The sequence below is a fragment of the Embleya sp. NPDC059213 genome (assembly GCF_042754445.1).
GTDB lineage: Bacteria > Actinomycetota > Actinomycetes > Streptomycetales > Streptomycetaceae > Embleya.
The window spans coordinates 26,384-50,536 of record NZ_JBHZAV010000067.1; the positions used below are offsets into that span (position 1 = coordinate 26,384).

Consider the following 24,153-nt stretch of genomic DNA (forward strand, 5'->3'; position numbering starts at 1 on the left):
ACGCCGAAGTACCGTTTGCCGTCCGGGGGTTACTCCCCGACGAGAGGCACCGTGTGCCACCCCCGCAGGATGTTGTGCAGGCGCCGGGTCGGCACTCGATCGGGGTTGGGGGCGAGATTCCGAAAGCGCGTGGCCAACGCGGTGAGGACGGCGTCGAATTCCAGGGCCGCGAGGTGATTCCCGGCGCATTGGTGGATACCCGCCCCGAGCGCGAGATGATCGCGGCTGTTCCGGGTGACGTCGAACGTGTCGGCGCTCGGCCCCCACTTGCCGCGGTCACGCCCCGCGGAGCCGTACAACAACAGGACTTGATCGCCCGCCGGTATCCGGGTGTCGCCGACGCGCACCTCGCGGGTGGTACGTCGGCCGAAGAACTGTATCGGTGCCTCCATCCGCAGGGCCTCGGCCAGGACCGCTTCGCCGGGGACGGCGCGATCGCGGATCGCCGCCCACTGACCGGTGTGCGCCGACAGGTACAGGGCCGAGGTGATCGCGTGGATGGTGGTGTCCATGCCGGCGACGGTGTAGGAGAGCATCAACGGCACGGCCTGGGCCTCGTCGATGTCGCCGCGATCGGCCGCGGTGTGGATGGCACCGAGCCAACTGTCGGCCGAGATCCGATCCCGGGTGGCGACCCGGTCGAGATAGCGGAACATCTCCTCGGCATGCGGAAACGCGGCCCGGGTGCGCGCGTTGTCCGGGCCGAACGTGTCGAAGGTCGCGTCGGCGAGTTCCAGGAGCAGCACGCGATCCTGCTCCGGCAGGCCCATCAGACGCATCACGACGCCGGCGACGAACGGAGCCGCCAGGTCGGCCACGGCATCGAAGACACCGTCGCCCGGCAGCCCCTCGACCAGGGCCCGGGCACGTTCGTGCATGCCCAGGGCGAGGGATTTCACCGCCCGGGGCGCGAGTTGCCGCGACAACACCCGACGCAGCCGCGCGTGCGCGGCGCCGTCCGTACCCACCACGGTGCCCGCCAGGAAGCGGTCGTTGACCGGATCGGTCAGCGCGAGTGCCCGTTCGCTGGAGTAGGTCGCCGGATCCCGCAGCGCCGCGGCGACCCCCGCGTGTCGGGGCAGCGCCCACACGCCGTGCGCCTCCAGGCGTACGACCGGGCCGAGTTCGCGTAATCGGGCATAGGTCGGATAGGGGTCGCTCAGGGTGGCGTCGTCGAAGAGGTCGATGTCGCCAAAAGCGTGCACGCAGAGCCTTTCGTCGGGGCCGCCCGGCGGCGCCCGCAGTTTCGCGCGCATGCCGACGACGGAGATCGCCTGGCGGATGCGGCCATGGTCGGTCGCGTCCCGACGAGGGGTCAAGGGCGCGTCGAAGCACACGGCGCACACGGGCGCGACCGGTAGGCTCCCGGGCCCGCCGGGCACCCCACGAAGGCCCCCGTCAGCAACCCTCGTCGCCGTACATCAGGTGTTCCCAGTCGGTGACCGCGCGGCAAAAGCGATCCCACTCCCGCGACTTGAGCCGCAGGAACAGGGTGGACAGTTCGGGCCCGAGCCCGCACGCGACGATCGGGTTGTCGGCGAACCGGTCGAGCGCCTCCCGAAGCGTGGTGGGCAGCAGACCGAACGGCGACGGGCCGGTGTCCGCGCAGTCCCGGGGCGGCCCGGGATCGGTGCTGTTCTTCAAGCCGTCCTCGATCGCGGCGATCAGCACCGCGTGCGAGAGATACGGATTGACCATGGCGTCCGGCAGTTTGACCTCCAGCCGCCCGTTGTCGGGGAACCGCACCGCGCACGTCTTGTTGTCGATGCCCCAGTCGACCTCCGAGGGGGCGAACCTGCCCGTGTCGCACAGGCGTTTGTAGGAGTTCACGGTCGGCGCCAGGACGGCGGTGATCGCCGCCGCGTGGGCGAGGATGCCGCCCAGGGCGTGTTTCCCGGTCCGGGTGAGGTGCAGCCCGGGCACGGCCGGGTCGACGAAGACGTTGCGGTCGCCGTCCCACAGGCTGATGTTGTGGTGGCAACCGTTGCCCAACTCGCCCTCCGCCGGTTTGGGCATGAAGCTCACCTCGGCGCCCAGGTCCCGGGCGACCCGGCGGCAGATCTGCCGGTGCAGGACCAGCCGGTCGGCCGTGCGCTCGGCGAGATCGAACGTCCAGTTGAGTTCGAGTTGCCCGGGGCCCTCGCAGTTGCCCTCGCTCATGTCCAGACCGAGCGCGCGGCCGTAGTCGACGACCGTCTGGTAGACCGGCCGCAGCCGATCCATCTGCTCGATGTGCAACAACGGGTGGGGCGTTCCCGGTCGATGTGCGCTCTCGACTCCCGGGACCGACCAGGTGACCTCGGGTTCGCAGCCGCTGCGCAGTTCCAGCCCGGTGCGGTCGCGGAATCCGGCGTGCACCCGGCGCAGGTTGCCGCGCACGTCCAGCGGCACCGGCCGGCCGCCCATCTCGCCGGGGGCGTGCGGCGGTTCGTACATCCGGCAGAAGAAGAACCCGGTGCGCGGGTCCCACGGCAGGATGCCGAAGCTGTCCAGGTCCGGCAGCAGGACGATCTCGCCCCGCTCGGCGTCGCCGCCCAACATGCTGCCGTCCCGGTCGAGTTGGAGATCGGCGAGGCACCCTGGGTGGGCCCGGACGCCGTTCTCCGCGATCCGCCCGAGGTGCTCGGCGTGCACCACCTTGCCGACGACGCGGCCCGTCAGCGTGACGACCTGGCAGTAGAGGTACTCCACACCGGCCTCGGTCATCCGCGCCCGCACGTCCCGCAGGGCCGCCGGGTCGGTGTTCAGCTCGCGATGCTTGTGCAATTCGGTATCGGTCGAGGGGCTCGCCATGCGCTTCTCGCTTCGGTCGACCTGCGCGCGTGCACTGAGGTACACACCGGATGCCCGGGCGCTCCCACCCGCGGGCATCGCCCGACCGGTTCCCGGCTCGGGACCCGCCGCAACGCCATGCCACCCGATCAGGCGAGTGCCCGGGCCGGTCGGTCGGCGGCCCGCCCGGCGCAGCGGGGAGCGCGTCCCGGACGGCCCAGTCCGGCGGGCGCGGACCGCCGCGCCCCATGACGCTGGTGTGGGGAGAGCCGGCCACCCAACCGTTCGCCGTCTCACCGGACGCCCCGAGTTCATCCCGTCCCACGGCCCGACGCCCGGGGCTCCGCCACGAGCCTCGTCCCCGAACCCGCCTCCGGACGGCCGCACCGAACCGCAACCACGCCCGCCCCCGAGGGGGGCATGGGAGGTCCACCGTGAACGTTTTCGAGACTCTGGAGTCCGAGGTGCGCAGCTATTGCCGCCACTGGCCCACGGTGTTCGACCACGCCCGGGGCAGCCACCTCAGTGACGAGGCGGGGCACACGTACCTCGACTTCTTCGCCGGGGCCGGTGCACTCAACTACGGACACAACAACCCCATGCTCAAACGGGCCCTCCTGGACTACATCGAACGCGACGGCATCACGCACGGCCTGGACATGGCCACCACCGCCAAACGCGCCTTCCTGGAGTCGTTCGAGAGCCTGATCCTGTCCCCGCGTCGGCTGCCCTACAAGGTGATGTTCCCGGGCCCCACGGGCGCCAACGCGGTCGAGGCCGCGCTGAAGCTGGCCCGCAAGGTCACCGGACGCAGCCCGATCGTCTCGTTCACCAACGCCTTCCACGGCATGTCCCTGGGCGCGCTCACCGTGACGGGCAACGCCTTCAAGCGGGCCGGGGCCGGCATCCCGCTGGTGCACGGCACCCCGATGCCCTACGACGGCTACTCCGACCACGATCACCACGAGGCTCCCGACTTCCTGTGGTTCGAGCAGTTGCTCGACGACCCGGGGTCGGGCCTGGACCATCCCGCGGCGGTGATCGTCGAGACCCTGCAGGGCGAGGGCGGGATCAACGTGGCCCGGCCGCAGTGGCTGCGCGCACTCGCGGGCCTGTGTCGGCGCCACGACATGTTGCTGATCGTGGACGACATCCAGATGGGCTGCGGCCGCACCGGCGGGTTCTTCTCCTTCGAGGAGGCCGGCATCGTCCCGGACATCGTCACGCTCTCGAAGTCGATCAGCGGCTACGGCCTGCCCATGGCGCTGTGCCTGTTCAAACCCGAGTTGGACATCTGGGAGCCGGGCGAGCACAACGGCACCTTCCGCGGCAACAACCCGGCCTTCGTCACCGCGACGGCCGCGCTGCACACCTACTGGGCCGACGAGCAGACCCCGAAACAAACCGCCGGCCTGGGCGTTCAGACGGAACAGGCACTGCGCACGCTCGCCGACGACATCGCCCCCGAAACGGTCGAGGTACGCGGGCGCGGCCTCGTCTGGGGGCTGGCCTTCGACGACCCGGACCGCGCCTCCGCGGTCTGTACCCGTGCCTTCGAGCTCGGCCTGCTGGTGGAGACCTCCGGCCCCCGGAGCGAGGTGGTGAAACTGATGCCGCCGCTGACCGTGTCCCCGGAGGAACTGCACGACGGACTGCGCATCGTGACCCGGGCCGTCCACGAGACCGCCTGAACCCGAACGCCCCCGGCGCACGACGCGACGCAGACGCACCGTTGCGCCGGGGGCGCGCTACCCCCTGCGGGCTTCGAGGGCGTCCAGGATCAGGTCCAGGCCGTAGCCGAACTCGCTCGTGTGGTCGTAGTCCGGCCGGAGGGCGTGGTCGACGATCATCTCCGTGAGGTACGGCAGCTCGTCCGCCGACACGTGCGCCAGGATGCCGCCGACCACCTCTTCGACATCGTCCGGGGTGGTCACCGGCAGGTTCGCCTCCTGGAGGACGTAGCCGCCGATGTAGCTGTCGACGAGCGAGACGGCGTGCGCGGCCATCGCCAGGGTGAACCCCGCCTCGCGCAGTACGCCGAGGACGGCGTCGTGGTGGCGCAGTGTGGCCGGGCCCGGGTTGCGGCGGGAGTCCATCAGGCCGAGGGCCCAACTGTGCCGCGACAGGACCGCGCGCGCGGAGCCGGCGCGTACCCGGATCGCGTCCCGCCAGTCGGCGGACCCGGCGTCGGGCAGCTCGATCGCGGTGAACACCTCGTCGACCACGCCGTCCAGGATCGCGTCCTTGTTCGGCACGTGGTGGTAGAGCGACATCGCCTCCACGCCGAGTTCCTGCGCCACCTTGCGCATCGTGATCGCCTCCACCCCGCCGCGATCCGCGACCCGGATCGCGGCTTCCAGCACGCGGCTCCTGCTGAGCGGGCGGCGTGGCGCGGAGGGTTGCCGGGCCCGGCGTGCTTGCGGCGGTGGTGGCGGGGCGGGTGGTGACACGGCAGCTCCAGGTGGACGGGCGTGTTGACAAGCTTACATGCGTAAGTCAGCCTTACGAGCGTAAGTCCCCGGTCGCGAAACGCACCGGGAGGTCGACCGATACGGAAGGGGATCTCGATGCCGATGCCCAGGTGGTGGGGCCAGGTGAACAAGCGGGTGTTCAACCCGCGGGCGATCGCCGGCGGGAAGTGGCCGGTGCTGACCCACGTCGGGCGCACGTCCGGCGCCACGTACCGCACGCCGATCGACGCGCACCCCGTCGACGGCGGCTACCTGTTCGTACTGGTGTACGGATCGGGCTCGGACTGGGTGCGCAACGTGCTGGCGGCCGACGGGGCGCGGCTTCGGGTCGGGGGCCAGGAAGTGCAGCTCGCCGCCCCGCGCCTGGTCGGGGAGACCGAGGCGTTCCAGGCGCTCGCGTCGGACGTGGCCCGGCCGCCGAAGTTGTTCCGCATCACCGAGTTCCTCCGCATGGACCGGGTCGCCGGCTGACGTGCGGGCGCCGGTTCGACGACCGGCCACCCGGCGGCCCGGCCCGCGCCGTGCACCGGGATCCTCGCGCCGACCCTCGCGAGGATCCCGCCCGGCGCGGCGGCGGGCGAGCACCCTCCCGGGATCGCCCCGAACCTCGTCGCGACCGTGCGACCTGCGCGGACGGGTATATTCGCTGCCGCCGATCGATCGAGGCCGGCCCCGGGACGGCCCCTCGGCTCGAACACGGTTCCGCCCGTCTCGTGGTGATCGTCCACGAGCCGTGAAGGAGAGCGACGATGGAGCCCGACCACGCGGGGGCGACCCGCGAGACGAACGGGGCCGGTCGCGCTCGCCGAGCGTGCACCCGGTGGCTGCGCACGGCCGTCACCGTTCGCACGGTGCGCAACGACGTGCTGATCGCACTCGTGGCGGGCGCCCTCGACGTGCTCTCCTATGTCTCTCCCGAACAACGCGACGTCATCGGCGTCACGCCGGCGGGAGTCGTGTTGTCGGTGCTGGGCGCCCCCTTCCTCGTCGCGCGTCGACGCCGTCCGATGGCGGTCCTCACGGCGGTGCTGGTGACCCAGGCGATCTTCGTGGCCGTGGTCGGGCCGACCACGCACAGCTATGGCGGCGTGATGGCGGTCGCCGTGTACACCGTCGCCCGCTATCGGCCGACCCGCGACATCGCGATCGCCGCCGGCGCGAGCATGGCGGTGCAGGTGCTGCGCTCGGTGCGCGGTGGCGGGGACCTGGTGTTGCCGATCCTGGGCGACCTGGCGTCCACGGTGCTGGTGGTCGGGGTCGGCATCGCCACGGCCAGGTGGAAGCAACAGCGCGCCCAGGTGCGCGGGTTGCTGGCGGAGCGCGCGGTCGCCGAGGAACGGCGGCGGATCGCCCGGGAGTTGCACGACATCGTGTCGCACCACATCACCACGATGAACCTGATGTCCGGCGGTGCCCGGGCCACCCTCCGACGCGATCCGACGACCGCCGAGGACGCGCTGCGCACCCTGGAGGGGTCCGGCCGGGCCGCGCTCGGCGAGATGCGGCAACTGCTGGGCGTACTGCGCGCCGGCGACGGCCCCGAGGAGGCACCGACCGGACCGCAGCCCGGACTGCGCGACCTGGAGCGCCTGTTCGCCGAGTCGCACGCGGCGGGCCTGCCGGTGCACTACGAGGAGGTGGGCGAGCGTCGGGAATTGCCGCCCACCGCGGAGCTGACCGTGTATCGGATCGTCCAGGAGGCGCTGACCAACACGCGCAAGTACGCGGGCGACGCCCGGGCGTTCGTGCGGGTCGGCCATCTTCCCGATCGGGTCGTGGTCGAGGTGCTCGACGACGGCACGGGCGGCAAGCCGGCCGCGGGCCTGGGCGGGAGCGGGTACGGCCTGTTGGGCATGCGCGAGCGGGTGGCCCTGCACGACGGCACCCTGGACTGCGGCCCTCGCCCGGAGGGCGGCTTCCGCGTCGTCGCGGAGCTGGCCCTGCCGCCGGACGACGACCCGGGCCGCCGCCGCGAATCGGCGCCCACCGCCGACGGCGACTTCCCCCGACCCTCCCCCTCCTGAGCCCCCGAGCGTCCCGTCCGGTCAGAGGTCGAGGACCAGTCGGGGCGACCGGGCCCGGGACACGCAGGCGTACATGCGACCGGCGGGCGGGCCGATGTCGTCGCGGTGTTCGGGTTCCCCGGCGACGACGGTGAGTTCGCAGCTCCCGCACACCCCCTCGCGGCAGCCGGACGACACCGGGTGTCCGGCGTGGCGCAGCGCGTCCAGCAGCGACTCGTCCGGTGGGACCGGAACGACGCCGCCCGATCGGGCGCACACCGCCTCGAACGCGGTGTCCGGCCCGAAGCTCCTGGCGACCGGACGAAAGCGCTCGAAGTGCAGGCGCTCGGCGGGGAAGACCTTCTCGGCCTCGGCGAGCATCGACGCGGGGCCGCAACAGTAGACCAGTGTATGGGGATTCAGGCCCGCGGCCGACAGGCCGAGATCGAGCCCGCCGTGTTGCCGGCCGGCGACGACGCGCACCAGATCGCCGTGGGCGGCGCGCAGTTCGGCGACGAACGGCATGGTCGCGACCGATCGCCCCGCGTACACCAGCGTGGCCGCGGCGCCGGCCGCGACGGCGGCCCGCAACATCGGCAGGATGGGGGTGATGCCGATGCCGCCCGCGAGGAACAGGTACTCCGGCGCGGCCACGAGCGGGAAGTTGTTCCGCGGCAGCGAGACTTCCAGGGTTCGACCCGGGCGCAGGAACAGGTGGACGTATTCCGAACCGCCTCGGCTGAGCGGTTCGTGGCGTACCGCGATGCGGTAGTTCTCCTGGTCGGCCGGGTCACCGCACAGCGAGTACTGCCGGGTCAGCCGATTGGGCAGGAGCAGGTCGATGTGCGCGCCCGGTTCCCACGGCGCGGGCGGGCCGTCCGCACCGCGCAGGAGGAGGGAGACGACGCCTTCGGCGATCGGGTCCAGCCGGTCGAGAATCATCCGCTGCATCGGACATCACCTGGTGCCATGGTCAGTACAGCTTCCGGTAGGAGGATTCCAGGCTCTGGTCGATCAGGGTCGGATCGATGTCGAGCCCGAGTTGGCCCACGACGGCCTCGCCGGCCGAGGGCAACTCCGCCGCGAGGGACTGGCTCGCCGGATCCCACAGCCGGGACCGGATGAGCGCGCGACCACAGTGGAAATAGGCCTGCTCCACCTCGACGATCAGGGCCAACTCCGCCGACCGGCCCTCGGTTTGCATGCGGGCGAGCACATCGGGCTCGTCGGTGGGATAGGCGCGGCCGTTGACCCGCAGGGTCTCCCGGAGTCCGGGGATCAGGAACAGCAGTCCGACTCCGTCGTTCTCCGCGAGATTGCGGAAGGAGTCGGCGATCCGGTTGCCGGGCCGGTCGGGAATCGCGAGCGTGTGCTCGTCGAGGACCTTGACGAAGCCCGGATGGTCACCGCGCGGCGAGCTGTCCGCGCGACCGGCCGCATCCGCCGTGGCCAGTGCCAGGAACGGGGAATGGGCGATGAAGCGGTGGAAGTGCTCGTCGATGCGGTCGAGAATCTTGGCCCGGGCCGGCGCCTCGGGCTCGCCGAGCCGGGCGCGGACCTCGTGCGGTGCCACCCGCCGAGGGCGGGTACGGACGTCCGTCATCATGGGCTCCTTCCGGGTGGGTGCGGCAGCGAGCCCCTCGCTTGCCGCTCCGAAGCAGGTCGGGGCACTATTGTGAGCAATTGTTCGCGTCCTGCGCTACTCGCGTTCGGACCGCTCGCCGGGAGGTGTCGTGACGTCGGACGGACGCCGGCTTCAGCCACGTAAACAGCCACGTCAGGTGCGGGCCGAGCTCACCAGGCAGCGCATCCTCGCGGCGGCTACTCACGTTTTCGCCGAGTACGGCTACGCCGCCGGCACCACCAACCGGATCGCGGAGCAGGCCCGGATCTCGATCGGTTCGCTGTATCAGTACTACCCGAACAAGGACGCGATCCTGCTCGAACTGGTGAACCACCACCTCGATCTGGGCGCGGCCGCGATGCGGCAGCGGCAGGACGAGGAACTGCCCGACTCCATCGAGGAGATCATCCGCGTCTTCGTCCGGGTCGCGATCGGGAACCACCTGGGCGACACACAGTTGCTCCGGATCATGGCCGAACAGGTGCCACAGTCGCCCCGGTTGTCGGAGCGCATGGACCGCCTGGAACGGGAACGGAGCACCTACCTGCGGGAGTTGCTCGACCAGCACCCCGAGGTTCGGGTCGACGACACCGAGACCGCGGCCCGGCTCGTGGTCTCCACGGTCGAACGTGTCGTCCACCATCTCATCGCCGCACCCGACCCCGTCGACATCCCCAGGTTCGAGAACGAACTCGTCGCCATGCTCACCCGCTACCTCACCGCCGCACCGGCCGACCGGGAGCCGGGGTGACCACTCACCCCGGTCCCGGTCGACGGTTTCGGTGCCCCTTGGGCTACTTCACGCAGGTCTGGTCGGTGCCGGGCAGCCGGCCCGTGGCGAGGTAGGCGTTGACCCTGTCGTCCACGCAGGAGTTGCCGTAGAGGCCGTAGACGGCGTGCCGGTTGGCGCCCTGGAGGGTGAGCAGCCTGGAACTGGGCAGCAGGCCGTGCAGGGCGACGCTGCCGACGTAGGGGGTACGCGGGTCGCCGGTGGCGGCCACGATGAGCATCGGGACGTCGCGCCGCACCCGGGTGGGCTGTTCACGCGGGTTGTCCCAGAAGGCGCACGGCACGATGTTGTTCGTCATCGGGCCGAACAGCGGGTGGGCCGCACGGCTGCCTTCGATGTCCCGCCAGTACTGCTCGAGATCGTGCGAAACGGGCACGTCACCGCACATGATCGCGGATTGCACGCTGCCGGTGGGCGAGCCCTCGGCGGTCAACATGACCCGCAACAACCCGGCGAACTCGGGTGACAGCGGCGCCGGTTGTCCGGCCGCGGCCTTGACCAGCGTGGCCAGCATGTCGGCGAGGTTCGCCCGCGCGGCGTCGGTGTCGTCGGCGTCCCCGACCAGGAGCAGGAACGGTACCCGGCTGTCGTCGAGCCGGTAGACCTCGGGCGCGGTGCCGACGGTCAGCGGAGTGCGCGCGGACGTCTCGACGAGCCGGTCGATCGTGGCGAACACGTCGGCGCGCGTGGCGCCGAGTCCGTAGGTGCCGTTCCGCAGCGCGGCCCAGTCGGCCCACGCGGCCAGCGCGTGCTCGTTCTCGCCCACGGTCCCCTGCAACGCCCGGGAACTGTAGCGGTTGGGGTCGAGCGCCCCGTCGAGGACGATCCGGTCGTAGCGGCCGGGGAACATCTGGGTGTAGACGGTGCCCAGGTAAGTGCCGTACGAGTAGCCGAAGTAGGAGATCTTCCGCTCGCCGAGGGCGGCTCGGATGACGTCCATGTCGCGGGCCGTGTTGCGGGTGCTGACGAACGGCAACACCGCCGCGTTGCCGGCCCGACAGCGGTCGGCCAGGTCCTTCTGCAACGTCACCTGGCGCTCGAAGCTCGCCCGGGTCAGGCCGGCCGCGAAGAGGTTGGTGCCGAGCGGCCATCCGCAGTCCAGTGGTGTGCTGCGGCCGACGAAACGCGGGTCCATGCCGATCACGTCGTAGCGCGCGCCGACCTCCTTCATCGCGGTCCGCAGCTCCGGCGTCATACCGATCCCGGCCCCGCCCGGACCACCGGGGTTGCTCAGCAGCGCACCGATGCGGTGGCGCCGGTCGGTGGCCTTGATCCGCGATATCGCGACGGTGATCGTACGGCCCCGCGGGTTGGCGTAGTCGAGCGGGACCGTCACGTCCGCACAGCGGGCGCCCGCCTGCTCCAGGGCGCGGCCCGACGCGTCGTCCGGACCCAGCACACAACTGCGCCAGTCGAGCCGCTGATGGAGGTAACGATCCAGCCCGGCACCGGACTTCGCGATGCCGTCCGAGTCCGCGGCGTCGGTGGCCCCGGCGGCCGACGCGCTGCCGAGGGTCGCGGTGAGGCACGCGACCAGGGCCAGGCCCGCGGCCATGGCGCGGCGACGGTACGGGGCACCATCGCGGCGGGAGGTGGGCTCGTCGGGATGGTGGGGACTCGTTCGGATCGCTGACGTTCTGGTCACGTTCGTCTCCGGAGATCGATCCGCAGGCGTGTCCGACACCCGCCCGATCGTGGGTGGTTGCAGCACCGTCGTTCCGACGCACCGCGGCTGGTCGACCCGTGGCCCGGCCCTGGACTTCCCGAGGCTAACAGCCGAAGTCCGGTGTGTGATGCGGGAGTTGGGCCATGGACGGTGGGTAGGCGCGGGCGATTGCAGGGAACTCGGCCCGGTCGGGCGGGTGTGCGGGGGGCGCGCGGATGCCTGGTGTGAACGTGCCCGACCCTACGAACGCGGCACACGGCGGGCATTGGCCGACCGGACGAGGAGCCGGGTACGGATTCGTCGCCCCGACCGATCCTCGCCACGTGTGAGCCCCATAGAATCGCCGGCCGCACCGCGACGGGAGGCCGCCGGGACCTCCCACGACCCGGCGGCGGCCGCCTTGATCGCATGCCCCCCGTGTGCTTCGGTGAGGCCCGTGGATCCACACGCGCTGTTGCTCGACCAGGCGCCCGCACACCTGCTGGGCGACATCCTCGACCGCCTGCCCACCGGGACCCGCGCGGCGGTGTTCGGGGAGTGGCGGTTGCCGGGTGACGCGGTGCTCAGGCATGTCGTCGACCGGGGCGACGGCGCGGATCGGGCCATGCTCGCGGCGAACCGGGCCATCGGGCCGGACCTGCTCCTGCGGCTCGCCACCGACGTCGATCCCCGGGTCGCGACCGCGGTGTTCGGCAACGCGGACGCGTCCCGCGAGGCCAAGCTCGCGGCCCTGCCCAGGGTTCCGGTCGGCGAGCACCTGCGGGCGAAACCGGTCCGGCGTCCCCTGCGCGCGGGATGGGATCTACAGCTCCGCGTCTACCCGTTGGTGGAGTCCGACGATCCCGCGCTGGTCGCCGCCGCGCTCGCCCGTCTGGAGTTCGCCTACAACCGGCACGGCGCGCCGGCGGTGTTGTTGCGCGGTTGCCTGAGTCTGCTGCGTACGGCCGGGCCGGCGGCCGCCGCTGCGGCCCGGGCCGCCGTACCGCCGTTCCCGGACGACCCGCAACTGCCCGAGGTGGTCCGGCGGGCCCTCGCGGAACCCACCGACGCGGCCCTGCTCACGCACGCGCTCGACCACGAGACGAGCGCCTCGGCCGTGGTGGCACGCCTGTGCGTCAAGTCGGGTTCCGGCGACCCGACCCTGGCACTTTCGGCGCCGCGCGGACCGCTGGACTGGGCGCGGATCACCGTCGCGGTCCGCGCCATGGACCGCGACGCGCAGGTCCGGACGACGCTGGCCCACCAACCGGGTTGCCCCGACGAACTGCTGCCGCGCGTACCCCGATTCCGGCGTCCGTTGGGCTCCCTGGTGCGGCCCGCGCACGCCCGGCGCGCGCTGTTCGCCCAAATGGCCACCGGTGCCCACTTCGAACGCGAGGTCGGGATCGCCTTCGCGACCGGCCTGCTGCGGGCCGCCCCGATCCTGGACCGGGTGACGCCCGCGTACCGGGCGCTGGAGGTGTTCCGGGACACCCCCGACACCCGCATGGCCGATCTGCGGACGGCCCTGGGCGCGCGACCCAGGCTCGGGGACCGCGTCGAGGCGTGGGCGGTGGCCCTCGCGCTGCTCGCGGAATTCACCGGCACGGTGCCCGAACTCCTGGACGTGGCAGGGGCGGTGACGGCCTGACCCCGCTCGGCGTCCGGCGTCCGGCCCGGTGACGGCCGGACACGGCCCGGCGGACACACGTCGCGGCCCGCAGGGGGCACGACGTGCAGGCGATCGACGTCACCGATCGTCGGCGGGTGGTCCGAACGATTCGGGACGCCCCGAATCAAGGCGGGAGTTCGACCGCCCGGGAGGAAACCTCCCTCAGCCGGTCGTCAGTTCGGCGACCAGCCTGATCGCGACGGGCACCGGCGTACCGTGCCGGCCGGCGGCCCGCAGCAGTGCGCCGCCGATCGCGTCGAGTTCGGTGGCCCGGCCCGCCTCCGCGTCGCGTTGCATGGACGACTTGGTGTGCGCGGGGAACGCGTCGTACAACGCCAGGGATCGCGCGGGATCGACCGGGACACCGCAGGCACCGCTCACCGCGGCGGCTTCCTCGACGAGCGCGACCAGTTCCGCGCGTCGCCCGGTCCGCACTTCGCCGATGGTGAGCCCGTAGCGGGTGGTGAGCAGGGCGAAGGGCGCCAGGAAGGCCAGTTTCGCCCATAGGACGGCGGCCTCGTCCGCCACCGTCCGGGTGCGTACGCCGGCGTTGGTGAGCATGGCCGCCGCCGGGTCGAGTCGCTCCGGGGAGCCGGCCAGGTCGATCTCGGTGAACGGGCTGCCGTGTTCGATGACGCCCGGCGCGGTGCGCGTGGACTCGACCCGGATCACGCCCGGTGCCACGTTTCGTGCGCCGTAGTGGTCGCGCAGCAGGGACGGGTGCTCGATGCCGTTGAGCAGCGGCACGATCAGGCCGTTCCCGAGCGCCCGAGGCGGTATGCGTTCCAGTGCGGCGGGCAACACGGTGTGCTTGACCGCGATCAGGCACAGATCGACGGATTCGCGCAGTTCGGTGTCCGCCTCGACCCGGGCGGTGAAGTCGCCGAACTGCCCGCTGTGCACCCGAATGCCATCGGTCCGCAGGGCGTGCGCGGTCGCCTCCCCCGCGATACAGATCACCCGGTGGCCGGCCCGTGCCGACACGGCGGCGAGCAGCCCGCCCACCCCTCCCGGGCCCAGCACCGCCACCGTCCACGGGCGTGGGTCGGGGGCGGCGTCGGCAACGGCGGGGTCGTTGAACGGAGTCGGAGCAGGCACGGACGGTTCCTCTCGGTTGCGGTCGAGGGTCGACACCTGCCGCACCGGGCCACACCCGTCCGGACGGGGGCACCTGGATGCGGGCAGGTTGCCGCCCGGTTCGATCATCGAACCGGGCATCCCCCAAGTCAATCCTCGGCTTTTCTGCCAACTACCCAAGCTCTACCTTTGGTCCATGACTCTCGATGATCTCCGTGTCTTCGTGGCGGTGTGCCGGGCCGGCAGCCTGAGCGCCGTCGCCCGGGACCTGTCCTGTACGCAGTCGGCGGTAAGCCAGCATGTGAAGCGGCTGGAGCGGGAGACGAAGGTACAACTGCTGGAACGCCACCCCCGCGGCGTGGCCCCCACCGCGGCGGGTCGCCTGCTCCGAGCGGCGGCGGCCGACGGCATCGCCGGCCTGGACCTGGCTCTTCGTCGCCTCGACGAACTGGCGCGCGGCGAGGCCGGATCCGTACGCATCACCACCGGTGCCACCACCGTGCGGCACTTCATGTCCGAGGCCGTCGTCGCCTTCCGCAACCGCTATCCCCGGGCCGGCCTGGAGTTTCGCACCGAGACCTCCAGCCGCAGTTGCTTCGACGCGCTCGCCTCAAACACCCTCGACCTCGCCTGGATCACCATCGGCGGCCCGATGCCCGGCATCCAACAGCGCCGCGTCGCCGAACTGCCCTGGGTGCTGGCCGTCCGCGCCGACGATCCGCTCGCCGACCGCACCCACATCGAGGCCGCCGACCTCGGCGACGTCCGGCACATCAGGCTGCCGGAGGACTCCTCCTCGCGGGCCCACCTCGACACGGCCTTCGCGAAGCTGGGCATCCACGTCACGTCCGACGCCGGAATCGCCGACTGGGACACCGCCATCCTGCTGGCCGAACTCGGCCTCGGGCACGCCGTGGTACCCGCGCTGCCCGATCGGCGCACCTCCGGCGGGACCGGCCCGGTGCGTTTCCTGCCCATCCCCGACCTGCCGCGCCTGCCGGTGGGCTGGGCCGTCCGGCGCTGGGACGACCTCACCCCGTTGGCCAGGGCCTTCGCCGACAGCGTCGCCCCCGACGACACACCGGACGGGTGACCGGCGGAGCGGGAAGCGGTCCGGCGCGTCGGGGCGGACGCGGGACCGGTCGGGGACCGCCGGCTCAGGCGCCCGGGACAGCGCGGGATCGATGGTGAATGGCAGGCGCCGCGATCCGGGCCGGCAGCAAGGCTCGGATCCGCGTCCGGAAGTGAATCCGGGTTCGAGACCTGGACCGACGGATGCCGTGCCGGCGCCACCGCCGTTTCCGCTCCACGCACAGCAAGGCGACCACCATGATCCGCACCCGGTACGGGCCGTTCCTCCCCCGCCCCGTCGCGCGTTCCACCGGCAGCGCCGATACGGCCACGACCCGCCCGATCCGGCCCCGCGCGCCGCACCACCCGCCCGCGCCGACCTCGCCGCTGCCCGAGGTCGAACTGCCGGCGACCCCGATGTCCCGCCTCGAACACCTGATCGGGGCGGCCCGGCTCGCCGAAGTGCGCGGCGCACTGCGCGAGGCCCGCGAGCACCTGGACGGGCGCGAGGTCTGGCACGTCAGCGACAATCCGACCCGCGGCGGGGTCGCCGAACTGCTCCGGACCACCCTGCCCCACCTGCGCGGTGAGGGCATCGACACCCGGTGGGCCACGATCGAGGGCAGCCGGGCGTTCCGCGCCCTGACCAAGGCGCTCTACTACCGGATGTGCGGGGTGGCCGCCCACACCCACCGGGACCCGCCCGACCCGGAAGCCGGCCGGTCCCTGTACGAGCGCATGACGGGCGCCGCCGCGCAACGCCTGCTCGGCGTCGTCGGCCGACGCAGCGTGGTCGTACTGCACGACCACCAGACGGCGGGCCTGATCCCGTACCTGCGCGAAGCCGGCTGCACGGTGTTGTGGCAATGCCACGTCGGCACCCCGCTCGACCCCGAACCGGCCGGTCCCGCCTGGCATTTCCTGCGTCGATATCTGTCCGCCGCGCACGGCTTCCTGGCGTCCTACGACGGAGCACTGCCCGCCGGGCTGCCCGACGTGCCGGTGCACATCCTGTCGCCCTCGATCAATCCGCTGTCACCGAAGAACGTGCCGCTGCATCCCACCGAGGAGGCGTCGCGGTTGCTGGCGCGGCTGGAGGTCTTCCCGGAGTCGGGGCACGGCCCCGCGGACCCGGCGGCCGGCTCCGGCTTCGCCGATCCGCCGCAGCACCTTCCGCGGCAACTCGGGCACACCGCGGAGCCGTTGCCTCCGGGCGCACCGCTGGTCACGCAGGTGAGCCGCTGGGACCGGGTCAAGGACATCCCGGGCGTGATCGAGGCGTTCACCGACCACGTCGATCCGGACTTCGGCGCCCACCTGCTGCTCGCGGGACCGCGGGCGGCCGGCGACGCGCAGGCCGAACAGGTACTCGCCGAGTGCCGTGCGGCCCGCGAGCGTCGGCGGGACCGGTCGGCGCGGGTGCACCTGGTGGAGATCCCCACGGATCATCCGACCGAGCACGCGCTGACCATCAACGCCATCCAGCGCTGCTCGACCGTGGTGCTCCAGAAGAGCCTCGCGGAGGGCTTCGGGCTGACCGTGTCCGAGGCCGCCTGGAAGGGGCGGCCGGTGATCGCCTCGCCGGTGGGCGGCATCCGACAGCAGATCCGACACGGCCGCTCCGGACTGCTGTTGGCGCACCCGCGCGATCTGCCGGGGCTCGGCGCCGGCATCGACCGACTGCTCGCCGACCCGGCGTACGCCCGGGAGTTGGGCGACAACGGACGCCGGCACGTGCGCGGACACTTCCTCACCGACAGCGGCGTGTTGGGCTTCGCCCGGATCCTCTCCGGTCTCGCGTAGGAGCCGAGGAGGCAGCCGGGCGGAGACCCGAGCCGGGACCCGAGGCGAGAGCCGAGGCGAGAGCCCGGGTGGCATCCGAGGCGAGAGTCGAGACACCCCTCCCGGGCCGCACCGACCCCGAGCCGACGCCCACACATCCACTCCGACCCCAAGGATCGATCACCATGCGCATCCTCGCCCTCGGCGCCCACCCCGACGACATCGAGTTGTTGTGCGCCGGCACCCTCGCCCACTACCGGGCCCGGGGCGCCCACGTGACCATCGCCATTCTCACCAACGGCGCCCCCGGGGCCCCGACCACGCCCGCCGCCCCGACCCCGATCGCCCGCACCCGGGCCCGCGAGGCCCGCGAGGCGGCGTCCGTGCTGGGCGCCGACCGGATCATGCTCGGTCTGCCGGACGGCTTCCTGTACGACACCCCCGAGACCCGCCTGCTCGTCGTGGACGTGCTGCGCCGAACCCGCCCCGACGTGCTGTTCGCGCACCACCCGGACGACTACCACCCCGACCACCGGGCGGCGGGCGCCCTCGCGAGCGCCGCGCGGCTGTCGGCACGCGAGCCCGGCATCGAGACCGGGCACGCCGCCCTCGACACGGTCCCGGCGTTGTTCCGGATGGATACGTTGACCGGCGCGAACGCGGGTACGCCGGACCTGTGGGTGGACATCACCGCGACCATGCCGACCAAGGAAGCCATGGTGTCGCGACACGTGAGTCAAAACGACCGGCGCCGCCGTCGCGGCGGCCACGACTTCGTGGACCTCGCCCGGCGCCAGGCCGCCCTGCGCGGCCGAGAGGTGGGCGTCGCGTACGCGGAGGCGTTCACCGTCGCCCGGGCCCATCCGCCGACGACACCGACCGACCTCGCGCTGCCCTGGATCACGCCCGCCGGCGCCCCGCCCGCCCCGCGGTAGCGCGGCCGAGGTCGTCGAGAAGGCGGACGATCTCCCACCCGAACAACGCTGTCCGCGCGTGAGAAGGGAGAACGACAGTCGTGCGCATCCGACCAGCCGCATCCCGCACCCGCCGCGAGTCGCCCCGACGACACCGAGAGCGGGTCGGCCGGCGCGGACTGTACGCCGTGTTCTTCCTCAACGGCATGGTCCTGGCCGGTTGGGCACCACGCATCCCGCAGGTCAAGGCCGATCTGCACCTGTCGGACGGGCAACTGGGCATCGCCCTGCTCGGCGTCGCGCTCGGATCGGTACCGGCGATGCCGGCGGCCGGCAGGCTGGTCGGCCGACTCGGGAGCCGCGTCGTGATCCGGATCGCGCTGCCGGTCTACGCGTCGGCGATCGCCCTGCTCGCTCTCGCCGACACCCTGGTCGAACTCACCCTCGCCCTCGCGGTCCTCGGCGCCGCCGTCGGCACCCTCGACGTGGCCATGAACACCCACGCCGTCGACGGCGAACGCGGCGCGGAACGCCCGCGGATGGCCTCGTTCCACGGCCTGTACAGCGCGGGCGCGCTCACCGGCGCGCTGCTCGGCACGGTCGCGGCGGCGGCCGGCGTGCGCCCGGGCACCCAGTTCACGGTCACCGCCGCCGCGGCGCTGATCGCCGCGGTGCCGGCCGTCGCGGCGCTGCGCCCGGTCGGCCGGCACGGGTCCGAGCCGCGGCCCGGATCCACCGCCCGGACTCGGCCGGGACTGCGGGGGCGCCTGTGCCGGCTCAGCCTGCTCGGACTGTGCGTCCTGCTGATCGAGGGCGCGGTCACCGACTGGGGCACCGTGTATCTGGCGGATTCGGTACACGCCGGGCCGGGTGTGTCGGGCGCGGGCTACACGGTGTTCGCGCTGGCCATGACGCTCGGTCGGCTCGCCGGTGACCGGGTGGCCGCGCGCTTGGGGCCGGTGCGGGTCGTCCGCTTCGGCGCACTGGTGACCGGGGTCGCCGCCGCCGCGGCGATCGCGGTGCCATACCCGTGGCTCGTGGTCCCCGCGTTCGCGGCCGTCGGCCTGGGCATCGCGTCCTCGTTCCCGCTCGTGGTGGGCGGCGTCGGCCGGCAGTATCCGGACTCCCCCGGTCCCGCGGTCGCCACCGTCTCCACGACCGGCTATCTCGCCTTCCTCGCCGGCCCGCCCCTGATCGGCTTCCTGGCCGGCCACCTCGGACTCCGCTTCGCCCTGCTGCTGCTCCCCACCCTCGCGGCCGTCGCCGCCTCCCTCGCCGGCCTCCTGTCCGAGGACCGCACGGCACGCGGCCCCCGGCGTCCCTCGCCCGTCCGGAGCAGGCGGCGTCGCGCCGAAACCGCCGTCGCCTCGACGGCGGGGACCGGGACGGGCTCGTCGGCGGCGCCGAGTTCGCCTTCGCGGGCGGTGCGCCGGCCGGCCCGCGGACACGACGAGGCCGGGGTGCCCATGGGCAGCCCGGCCTCGTGGTCGAGGGCGAGGAAAGCGAACGGACTAGTTCAGGAATGAGAAGGAAGTCCGTTCATGGCCTCGCCGCGGTCAACGTTAGCAGTCAGCCGGGGATCAGGTCGCGCAGGTTTTCCGGGGTGAAGATCCGCGAGCCGGGGTGCAGGCCGTCCGGGCGGGACAGGCCCAGATAGGTGACGGGTCCGTCCGGGATCCTCTCGCCGTCCCACAGCGTGGTGGCCGTGGCCCGATCGGCCATCAGGTCGACGAGGTATCCGACGGTGAGGTGTTGCCGCTCCAGCATGGCGCGCATCAACATCGCGGTCGTCACCCGATGTCCCTCGACCCGATTGGTGCTCGGGCCGCCCTGGAGATACAGGTGCAACCACCTGGCGTGCCACCGCCCGTCGCTCCCGCGCACGAAGGTCAGGGGCAGCGCGACCCGGCCCGGTCCGCGCAGGTCCGACTTCATCCGTACGGTACGCGGCTCGAAGGGGCGGCCCTGCTGCTCGGCGTCGCGCAGCATGAAGCCGAAGAACGACTCCTCGACCTGCTCGAAGCTCTCGCCCGAGTAGATGTGGACCTGCGGCACGATGTAGGTGCCGCGGACCGCGTCCAGCCGCAGGTCGATGAACTCCGAGGCACCGTCCGGCGCGTCGGTGATGTCGCCGGAGTGGGTGCCACCGATCTCGGTGAGGGCGGTGTACGACAGCCAACAGACCGTCTCGTACTCGTCGTCCAGCATCAGCGCGGAGAGGTCGTAGTCGGTGCACTCCTGCGTCTGCTTCCAGTACGCGAAGAACCGCAGCAGTTCGCCGTCCACGGGCGAGACCGAGCCGCGGGGCAGCACGCCGAGCCCGGCGGCCGTCGCCTTGCCGCTGAGCGGGAGCGCGACGTCGAGGATGTCGGGGTCGACGAGCAGGTGCCCGGCGGCCGGGAGCCGCCGCTGCGTCTCGGCGTCCAGGGCGGTGATCAGGCGCTTGCGCTCGGCCGGTTGCACCGGAGCCCGGGTGTCCTCGGCGGCCCACGCGCGGCCGAGCCGGTTGACGAAGACGCGGCCGGGCGCGGTGTCGTCGGTGCGGTTGTGGAAGTGTTCGCGCACCGACAACAACACTCGCCCGGAGACCTGTTCGGCGACCTGTGCCGCGGCGGCCACGACGACGTCGCGCTCCGCCTGGGTGCCGGCCGCGCGCAACAGCCGGTCCAGGGCGCGGAACAGCTTGCCCGGGGCGGCCGTCAGCAGCCGCGTCGCCCCGACGACGTCGTGCGCGCCAAGCAGTTGCTCGACCCGGCTGTCCAGGGTCGGGGCCCGGAACTCGCCCCGGGCGACCGCGAACACGTCGGCGGCGTGCGGCCATTGCGGATACTCGTGCGGGTGCAGTCGCTCACCGAGGCGCTTGAACGCCTCGCGGTGCGCACCGACGTCGGCGAGTTTGGCCGGGGCCGCCGCGACGACGGCGTCGAGGCCGGCGAGCAGGGCCCGGCGCACGGGACGCGACAACCCCCGGAATCGGGTCGGTACCACGAGTGTCACGTCGCCGCCCGCGAGCGCGCAGGCCAGGCGCAACACGTCGGTGACGGTGTCCACCAGCAGGTCCGCGCCGACGTCGAGGCGGGCCCGGTTGACGACGGCGCGGTTCTCCCGGATCGGGATCGCCTCGGGCTGGGGGCCGTCGACGCAGTGCCCGGCCAGCGCGGCGAGATCGCGCAGGCTCTCCTCGCCCAGGGGGGTGGTGCTGCCCGCCAGGGCCAGGTAGAGGGCGGTGATCTCGTGCTGTGGGTCGGCGCCCGAGTGCAGGACCGTGGTGCGGTCGCTCGCGGCGGCGATCAGCTCGTCGTGGGCGGCGAGCAACTCGGTGTACGTGTGCCGGTAGTTGCCGTAGGAGGGCAGCGTCAGCAGGTCGACCACGCCGGTGGCGAGCTGGGCCAGGGTGCGCTCGCGCGACGTGTCGTCGGCGAGCGCCTCGACGATGCATCGGGTCCAGAAGTCGAAGGTGTTCGGCACGTTGAGCGGGAAGTCGATGAAGTAGCTGTTGTGTCGGACGTGGTCGCCGACCATTGCCCGGGCCGTGGGCAACGTGCGTGCGGCGATCTCGACGACCGTCTCCTCGGCCAGCCCCGACAGGCGCTCCAGCAGATCTCCCGACAGCTTGAAGCCCACCGACATCAGCGCGGCGTCGAACTGCCTTGCCGCGACATCGCCTTGACCGGTGGGCCCGGCGGGGAGCGGAACGCGGTGGGCGTGTCGGACAACCAGGGCTTCGAGAGTGTGGGCCATCAGGCATGATCCCAGAACCCGTCGAACCCCCGCACCCGGGTTTCCGAACGCCCGCCCGCGCAGCCCCGGCAGGGTCCACCGGACCGGACCTACTCGGCGACGGTGTCGGCCGGTTCCGGCTCGGCGACGGTGTCGACCGGTTCCGACTCGGCGTCGGTGCGGACCGGCCGCTGCGGCCCTCGGACGAGGATGTACAGGAACAGGGCGCCCATCACGATCACACCTGCCCACATGGCCTGTTGCCATCCGTCGACGAAGGACTCCTCGGCGGCGCGGACCAGTTCCCGGGCCTGCGGGCCGGCCGTGTGGGCGGCGTCGATCGCGTTGGCGACGCCTTCGCGGGCGGTGTCGGCCCGGTCCCGGGGGACGCCGTCGAGTCGGGTGTCGATGGCGCTTCGGTAGCCGGCGGACAACAGCGCCCCGAGCAGCGCGACGCCGAGCGCGGTGCCGAATTCGCGGGTGACGTCGTTGACGGCGGACGCCACGCCCTGGCGTTCGCGGGGCAGGGCGCCGGTGATCGCCTCGGTGGAGGGGGTCATCGACAGGCCCATGCCGGTGCCCATGGCGAGCATGCCGGGAAGCACGGACAGGTATCCGCCGTCCACCGAGACGATCGCCGCCATCAGCGCGAGGCCGAGGCCGGCCAGGGCGATTCCGATGGCCATGGTCGCCCTCGGGCCGATCCGCTCGGCAAGCGCGGGGGCCAGTCCGGAGGACGCCATCATCAACACGGCCATCGGCATCAGCGCCACCGTGGACAGCAGTCCGGACCAGCCCAGCACGACCTGAAGGAAGGGGAAGAGCACGACGAAGATGCCGGCCTGGACGCCGAAGACGGCCAGGAGCGTGATCGAGCCGCCGGCCAGGCCCCGCTCACGGAACAGGCGCACGTCCAGCAGCGCGGCGTCGCGGCGCCGCAGTTCCCAGACCACGAAGGCGATCGCGGCGGCGACACCGACGACGAGCGCGATCACGGTCGCGGGCTCGCCCCAACCGCGCTCGGGTCCCTCCTGCAGGAAGAGGACGAGGCCGACCACGGCGGCGACGGAGGTCAGCGCGCCGACGCCGTCGAAGGAGTGCCGGGAGGTCTCCCGGGAGTCCGGCACCGAGCGCACCGCCATGACCAGGGCGACGACGACCAGGACGACGGGCAGTACGAACAACCAACGCCAGTTCGCCACGTCGACCAGGGCGGCGGAGAGGAACATGCCCAGGATGCCGCCGCCGCCGGCGACCCCGGTCCACACGCCGATCGCCCGGCCGCGTTCCCCCTCGGGGAAGGTGGCGGTGATCACGGCGAGGGTGATCGGCATGATCATCGCCGCGCCGATGCCGGCCACCACACGCGCGGCGAGCATCACCTCGGACGAGGGCGCCAGTCCGGCCGCGGCACTGGCGAGGCCGAACACGATCAGGCCGGCCACCAGCATGGGCTTGCGGCCGAGGCGGTCGCCGACGGCGCCGAGCGGCAGCAGGAGCGCGGCCAGGCTCAGCGTGTAGACGTTGATCATCCACAGGATGGTGCTCTGCGAGGCGTCGAACTCGACGGCCAACTCGGGCTGGGCGACGTTGAGCCCGGAGACCGAGGCGATCACCGCCATCAGCGCGACGCACACGGCGATCAGGATCGTCCGGCGCTGCCGCGCGTCCGGCTCGCTCTTCTCGGGGGCACCGGCCGGTCCGGCGTCCGCCCGCGGCGACTGGTTCAGGCTCATGGATTCCTCTCCCCGCACGTCTCGGCGGCGTCCGGTGCGCGCAACGCTAACCCCATCCTGCCGCACAGGCATGCCATCTTGCCTATAACGCAAGAACGGCCTCCGGACGGAATACGACGCCGAAGACGGGCGCCAATTTGCCAGAACTAGCCGGATCCCGCCGACGCCTTCACCGGCTCCCCGCCCCCGTGTGAGTGTTTCGCTCGCTCGGACACAAGCCGGCCTGCACGGTCACCCGCGTCACTCACAAGGCGTACGCGGCGCAGGCCGGCGACGTGGTCGAGCCTCCCCCACCCAAGGAGTCTCGATGAACCGCAGAACGACCACGGCCGGGACCGTCCTGGCCCTGATCGCCGGACTGGCCATCGGCGCGACCGGCGCGTCCCCGGCCGGTGCCGACCCCTCCCCTCCCCCCGCAAACCCCCAGGCAATCGCGGTATCCGCTGCCGACCGGGCGGCCGCCGGCGGCCTGGACGCCCTCGCCAAGGGCCCGAACGAGCAGTACGAACGCCAACTCGTCACGCCCTGGGTCGACGACCTGTACTCGGTCGCGTACCAGCGCACCTACCGCGGCCTCCCGGTCATCGGCGGGGACGCGGTCGTCCTGGCCGACGGCAAGGGCCGGGTCCGCGCGACCCAGGCCGCCACCAACGCGCAGATCGCGGTCACCACCCAGCCGACCGTGTCGGCCGGCGCCGCCGAGACCACCTCCAAGGCCCAACTCGCGGTCGTGGACAAGGTTGAGTCGCACCGCCTGGTCGTCCGGGTCAAGGACGGCAACAGCGCGCTGGCCTGGGAGACGGTGGTGGCGGGTCGTACCGCGACCGCGCCCAGCAGGCTGCACGTGTTCGTCGACGCGAGCACCGGCGCGGTGCT

The 24,153-nt window shown here is 72.4% G+C and carries 18 protein-coding genes and 1 pseudogene; 10 read left to right on the forward strand and 9 right to left on the reverse strand.

The features are described 5' to 3' along the window. Window positions 1–29: 29 nt before the first annotated feature. Window positions 30–1,319 carry a cytochrome P450 gene (locus ACFXMF_RS24240; protein WP_379987886.1) on the reverse strand — a complete coding sequence of 430 codons (1,290 nt, stop codon included), beginning with the start codon at window positions 1,317–1,319 and terminating at the stop codon, window positions 30–32. Window positions 1,320–1,398: 79 nt separating this feature from the next. Further along, complete coding sequence (locus ACFXMF_RS24245) at window positions 1,399–2,793, reverse strand: glutamine synthetase (RefSeq protein WP_360314253.1); 1,395 nt, start codon at window positions 2,791–2,793, stop codon at window positions 1,399–1,401. Between the two features lie 413 nt (window positions 2,794–3,206). On the opposite strand from ACFXMF_RS24245, the gene ectB reads away from it, so the two are divergent. Then, on the forward strand, window positions 3,207–4,463 hold the full coding sequence (ectB, locus tag ACFXMF_RS24250; RefSeq protein WP_379987887.1) for a diaminobutyrate--2-oxoglutarate transaminase: 1,257 nt from the start codon (window positions 3,207–3,209) through the stop codon (window positions 4,461–4,463). A 57-nt stretch (window positions 4,464–4,520) separates the two neighbouring features. Here the strand turns inward: ectB and ACFXMF_RS24255 are convergent, their stop codons facing one another. Further along, on the reverse strand, window positions 4,521–5,135 hold the full coding sequence (locus ACFXMF_RS24255; protein WP_360314257.1) for a TetR/AcrR family transcriptional regulator: 615 nt from the start codon (window positions 5,133–5,135) through the stop codon (window positions 4,521–4,523). A 204-nt stretch (window positions 5,136–5,339) separates the two neighbouring features. On the opposite strand from ACFXMF_RS24255, the gene ACFXMF_RS24260 reads away from it, so the two are divergent. Beyond that, complete coding sequence (locus tag ACFXMF_RS24260; protein ID WP_360314259.1) at window positions 5,340–5,714, forward strand: nitroreductase family deazaflavin-dependent oxidoreductase; 375 nt, start codon at window positions 5,340–5,342, stop codon at window positions 5,712–5,714. A gap of 278 nt (window positions 5,715–5,992) precedes the next feature. After that, window positions 5,993–7,267 (forward strand): sensor histidine kinase, encoded by a 1,275-nt coding sequence (locus ACFXMF_RS24265; protein WP_379987888.1) that lies wholly within the window; start codon window positions 5,993–5,995, stop codon window positions 7,265–7,267. A gap of 21 nt (window positions 7,268–7,288) precedes the next feature. On the opposite strand, the gene ACFXMF_RS24270 is transcribed toward ACFXMF_RS24265, so the two are convergent. Both ACFXMF_RS24270 and ACFXMF_RS24275 read right to left on the reverse strand, forming a co-directional pair. Continuing rightward, window positions 7,289–8,197 (reverse strand): PDR/VanB family oxidoreductase, encoded by a 909-nt coding sequence (locus ACFXMF_RS24270; RefSeq protein WP_379987889.1) that lies wholly within the window; start codon window positions 8,195–8,197, stop codon window positions 7,289–7,291. A 22-nt stretch (window positions 8,198–8,219) separates the two neighbouring features. Next, the gene (locus tag ACFXMF_RS24275) at window positions 8,220–8,849 is read right to left on the reverse strand and encodes an MSMEG_1061 family FMN-dependent PPOX-type flavoprotein (protein ID WP_379987890.1); all 630 of its coding nucleotides are present in this window, start codon (window positions 8,847–8,849) and stop codon (window positions 8,220–8,222) included. 130 nt (window positions 8,850–8,979) lie between these two features. Here ACFXMF_RS24275 and ACFXMF_RS24280 point away from each other — a divergent pair, with 130 nt between their 5' ends. After that, window positions 8,980–9,621: a TetR/AcrR family transcriptional regulator gene (locus ACFXMF_RS24280; RefSeq protein WP_379987891.1), complete on the forward strand. Its 642-nt coding sequence runs from the start codon at window positions 8,980–8,982 to the stop codon at window positions 9,619–9,621. A 43-nt stretch (window positions 9,622–9,664) separates the two neighbouring features. Here the strand turns inward: ACFXMF_RS24280 and ACFXMF_RS24285 are convergent, their stop codons facing one another. Continuing rightward, window positions 9,665–11,215, reverse strand: coding sequence for an alpha/beta hydrolase (locus ACFXMF_RS24285; RefSeq protein WP_379987892.1), 1,551 nt, complete (start codon window positions 11,213–11,215; stop codon window positions 9,665–9,667). Window positions 11,216–11,762: 547 nt separating this feature from the next. Here ACFXMF_RS24285 and ACFXMF_RS24290 point away from each other — a divergent pair. Further along, window positions 11,763–12,956: a hypothetical protein gene (locus ACFXMF_RS24290; protein ID WP_360314271.1), complete on the forward strand. Its 1,194-nt coding sequence runs from the start codon at window positions 11,763–11,765 to the stop codon at window positions 12,954–12,956. Between the two features lie 183 nt (window positions 12,957–13,139). On the opposite strand, the gene ACFXMF_RS24295 is transcribed toward ACFXMF_RS24290, so the two are convergent. After that, window positions 13,140–14,006 (reverse strand): ketopantoate reductase family protein, encoded by an 867-nt coding sequence (locus tag ACFXMF_RS24295; protein ID WP_379987898.1) that lies wholly within the window; start codon window positions 14,004–14,006, stop codon window positions 13,140–13,142. Window positions 14,007–14,250: 244 nt separating this feature from the next. On the opposite strand from ACFXMF_RS24295, the gene ACFXMF_RS24300 reads away from it, so the two are divergent. From ACFXMF_RS24300 to ACFXMF_RS24315, 4 genes are all read left to right on the forward strand, one after another. Continuing rightward, window positions 14,251–15,147 carry a LysR family transcriptional regulator gene (locus tag ACFXMF_RS24300; RefSeq protein WP_360314273.1) on the forward strand — a complete coding sequence of 299 codons (897 nt, stop codon included), beginning with the start codon at window positions 14,251–14,253 and terminating at the stop codon, window positions 15,145–15,147. Window positions 15,148–15,383: 236 nt separating this feature from the next. Continuing rightward, window positions 15,384–16,928: a glycosyltransferase gene (locus ACFXMF_RS24305; RefSeq protein WP_379987893.1), complete on the forward strand. Its 1,545-nt coding sequence runs from the start codon at window positions 15,384–15,386 to the stop codon at window positions 16,926–16,928. Window positions 16,929–17,092: 164 nt separating this feature from the next. Beyond that, complete coding sequence (locus ACFXMF_RS24310; RefSeq protein ID WP_360314277.1) at window positions 17,093–17,842, forward strand: PIG-L family deacetylase; 750 nt, start codon at window positions 17,093–17,095, stop codon at window positions 17,840–17,842. Window positions 17,843–17,922: 80 nt separating this feature from the next. Further along, window positions 17,923–19,347, forward strand: a complete 1,425-nt coding sequence (locus ACFXMF_RS24315; protein ID WP_379987894.1) for an MFS transporter — start codon at window positions 17,923–17,925, stop codon at window positions 19,345–19,347. A 43-nt stretch (window positions 19,348–19,390) separates the two neighbouring features. Here ACFXMF_RS24315 and ACFXMF_RS24320 read toward each other — a convergent pair whose 3' ends face one another. Continuing rightward, window positions 19,391–21,562 (reverse strand): hypothetical protein, encoded by a 2,172-nt coding sequence (locus ACFXMF_RS24320; protein WP_379987895.1) that lies wholly within the window; start codon window positions 21,560–21,562, stop codon window positions 19,391–19,393. An 89-nt stretch (window positions 21,563–21,651) separates the two neighbouring features. Then, window positions 21,652–23,277 carry an MFS transporter gene (locus ACFXMF_RS24325; protein ID WP_379987896.1) on the reverse strand — a complete coding sequence of 542 codons (1,626 nt, stop codon included), beginning with the start codon at window positions 23,275–23,277 and terminating at the stop codon, window positions 21,652–21,654. A 307-nt stretch (window positions 23,278–23,584) separates the two neighbouring features. Here ACFXMF_RS24325 and ACFXMF_RS24330 point away from each other — a divergent pair. Further along, window positions 23,585–24,153, forward strand: a pseudogene (locus tag ACFXMF_RS24330) (peptidase M28); the annotation flags it as partial.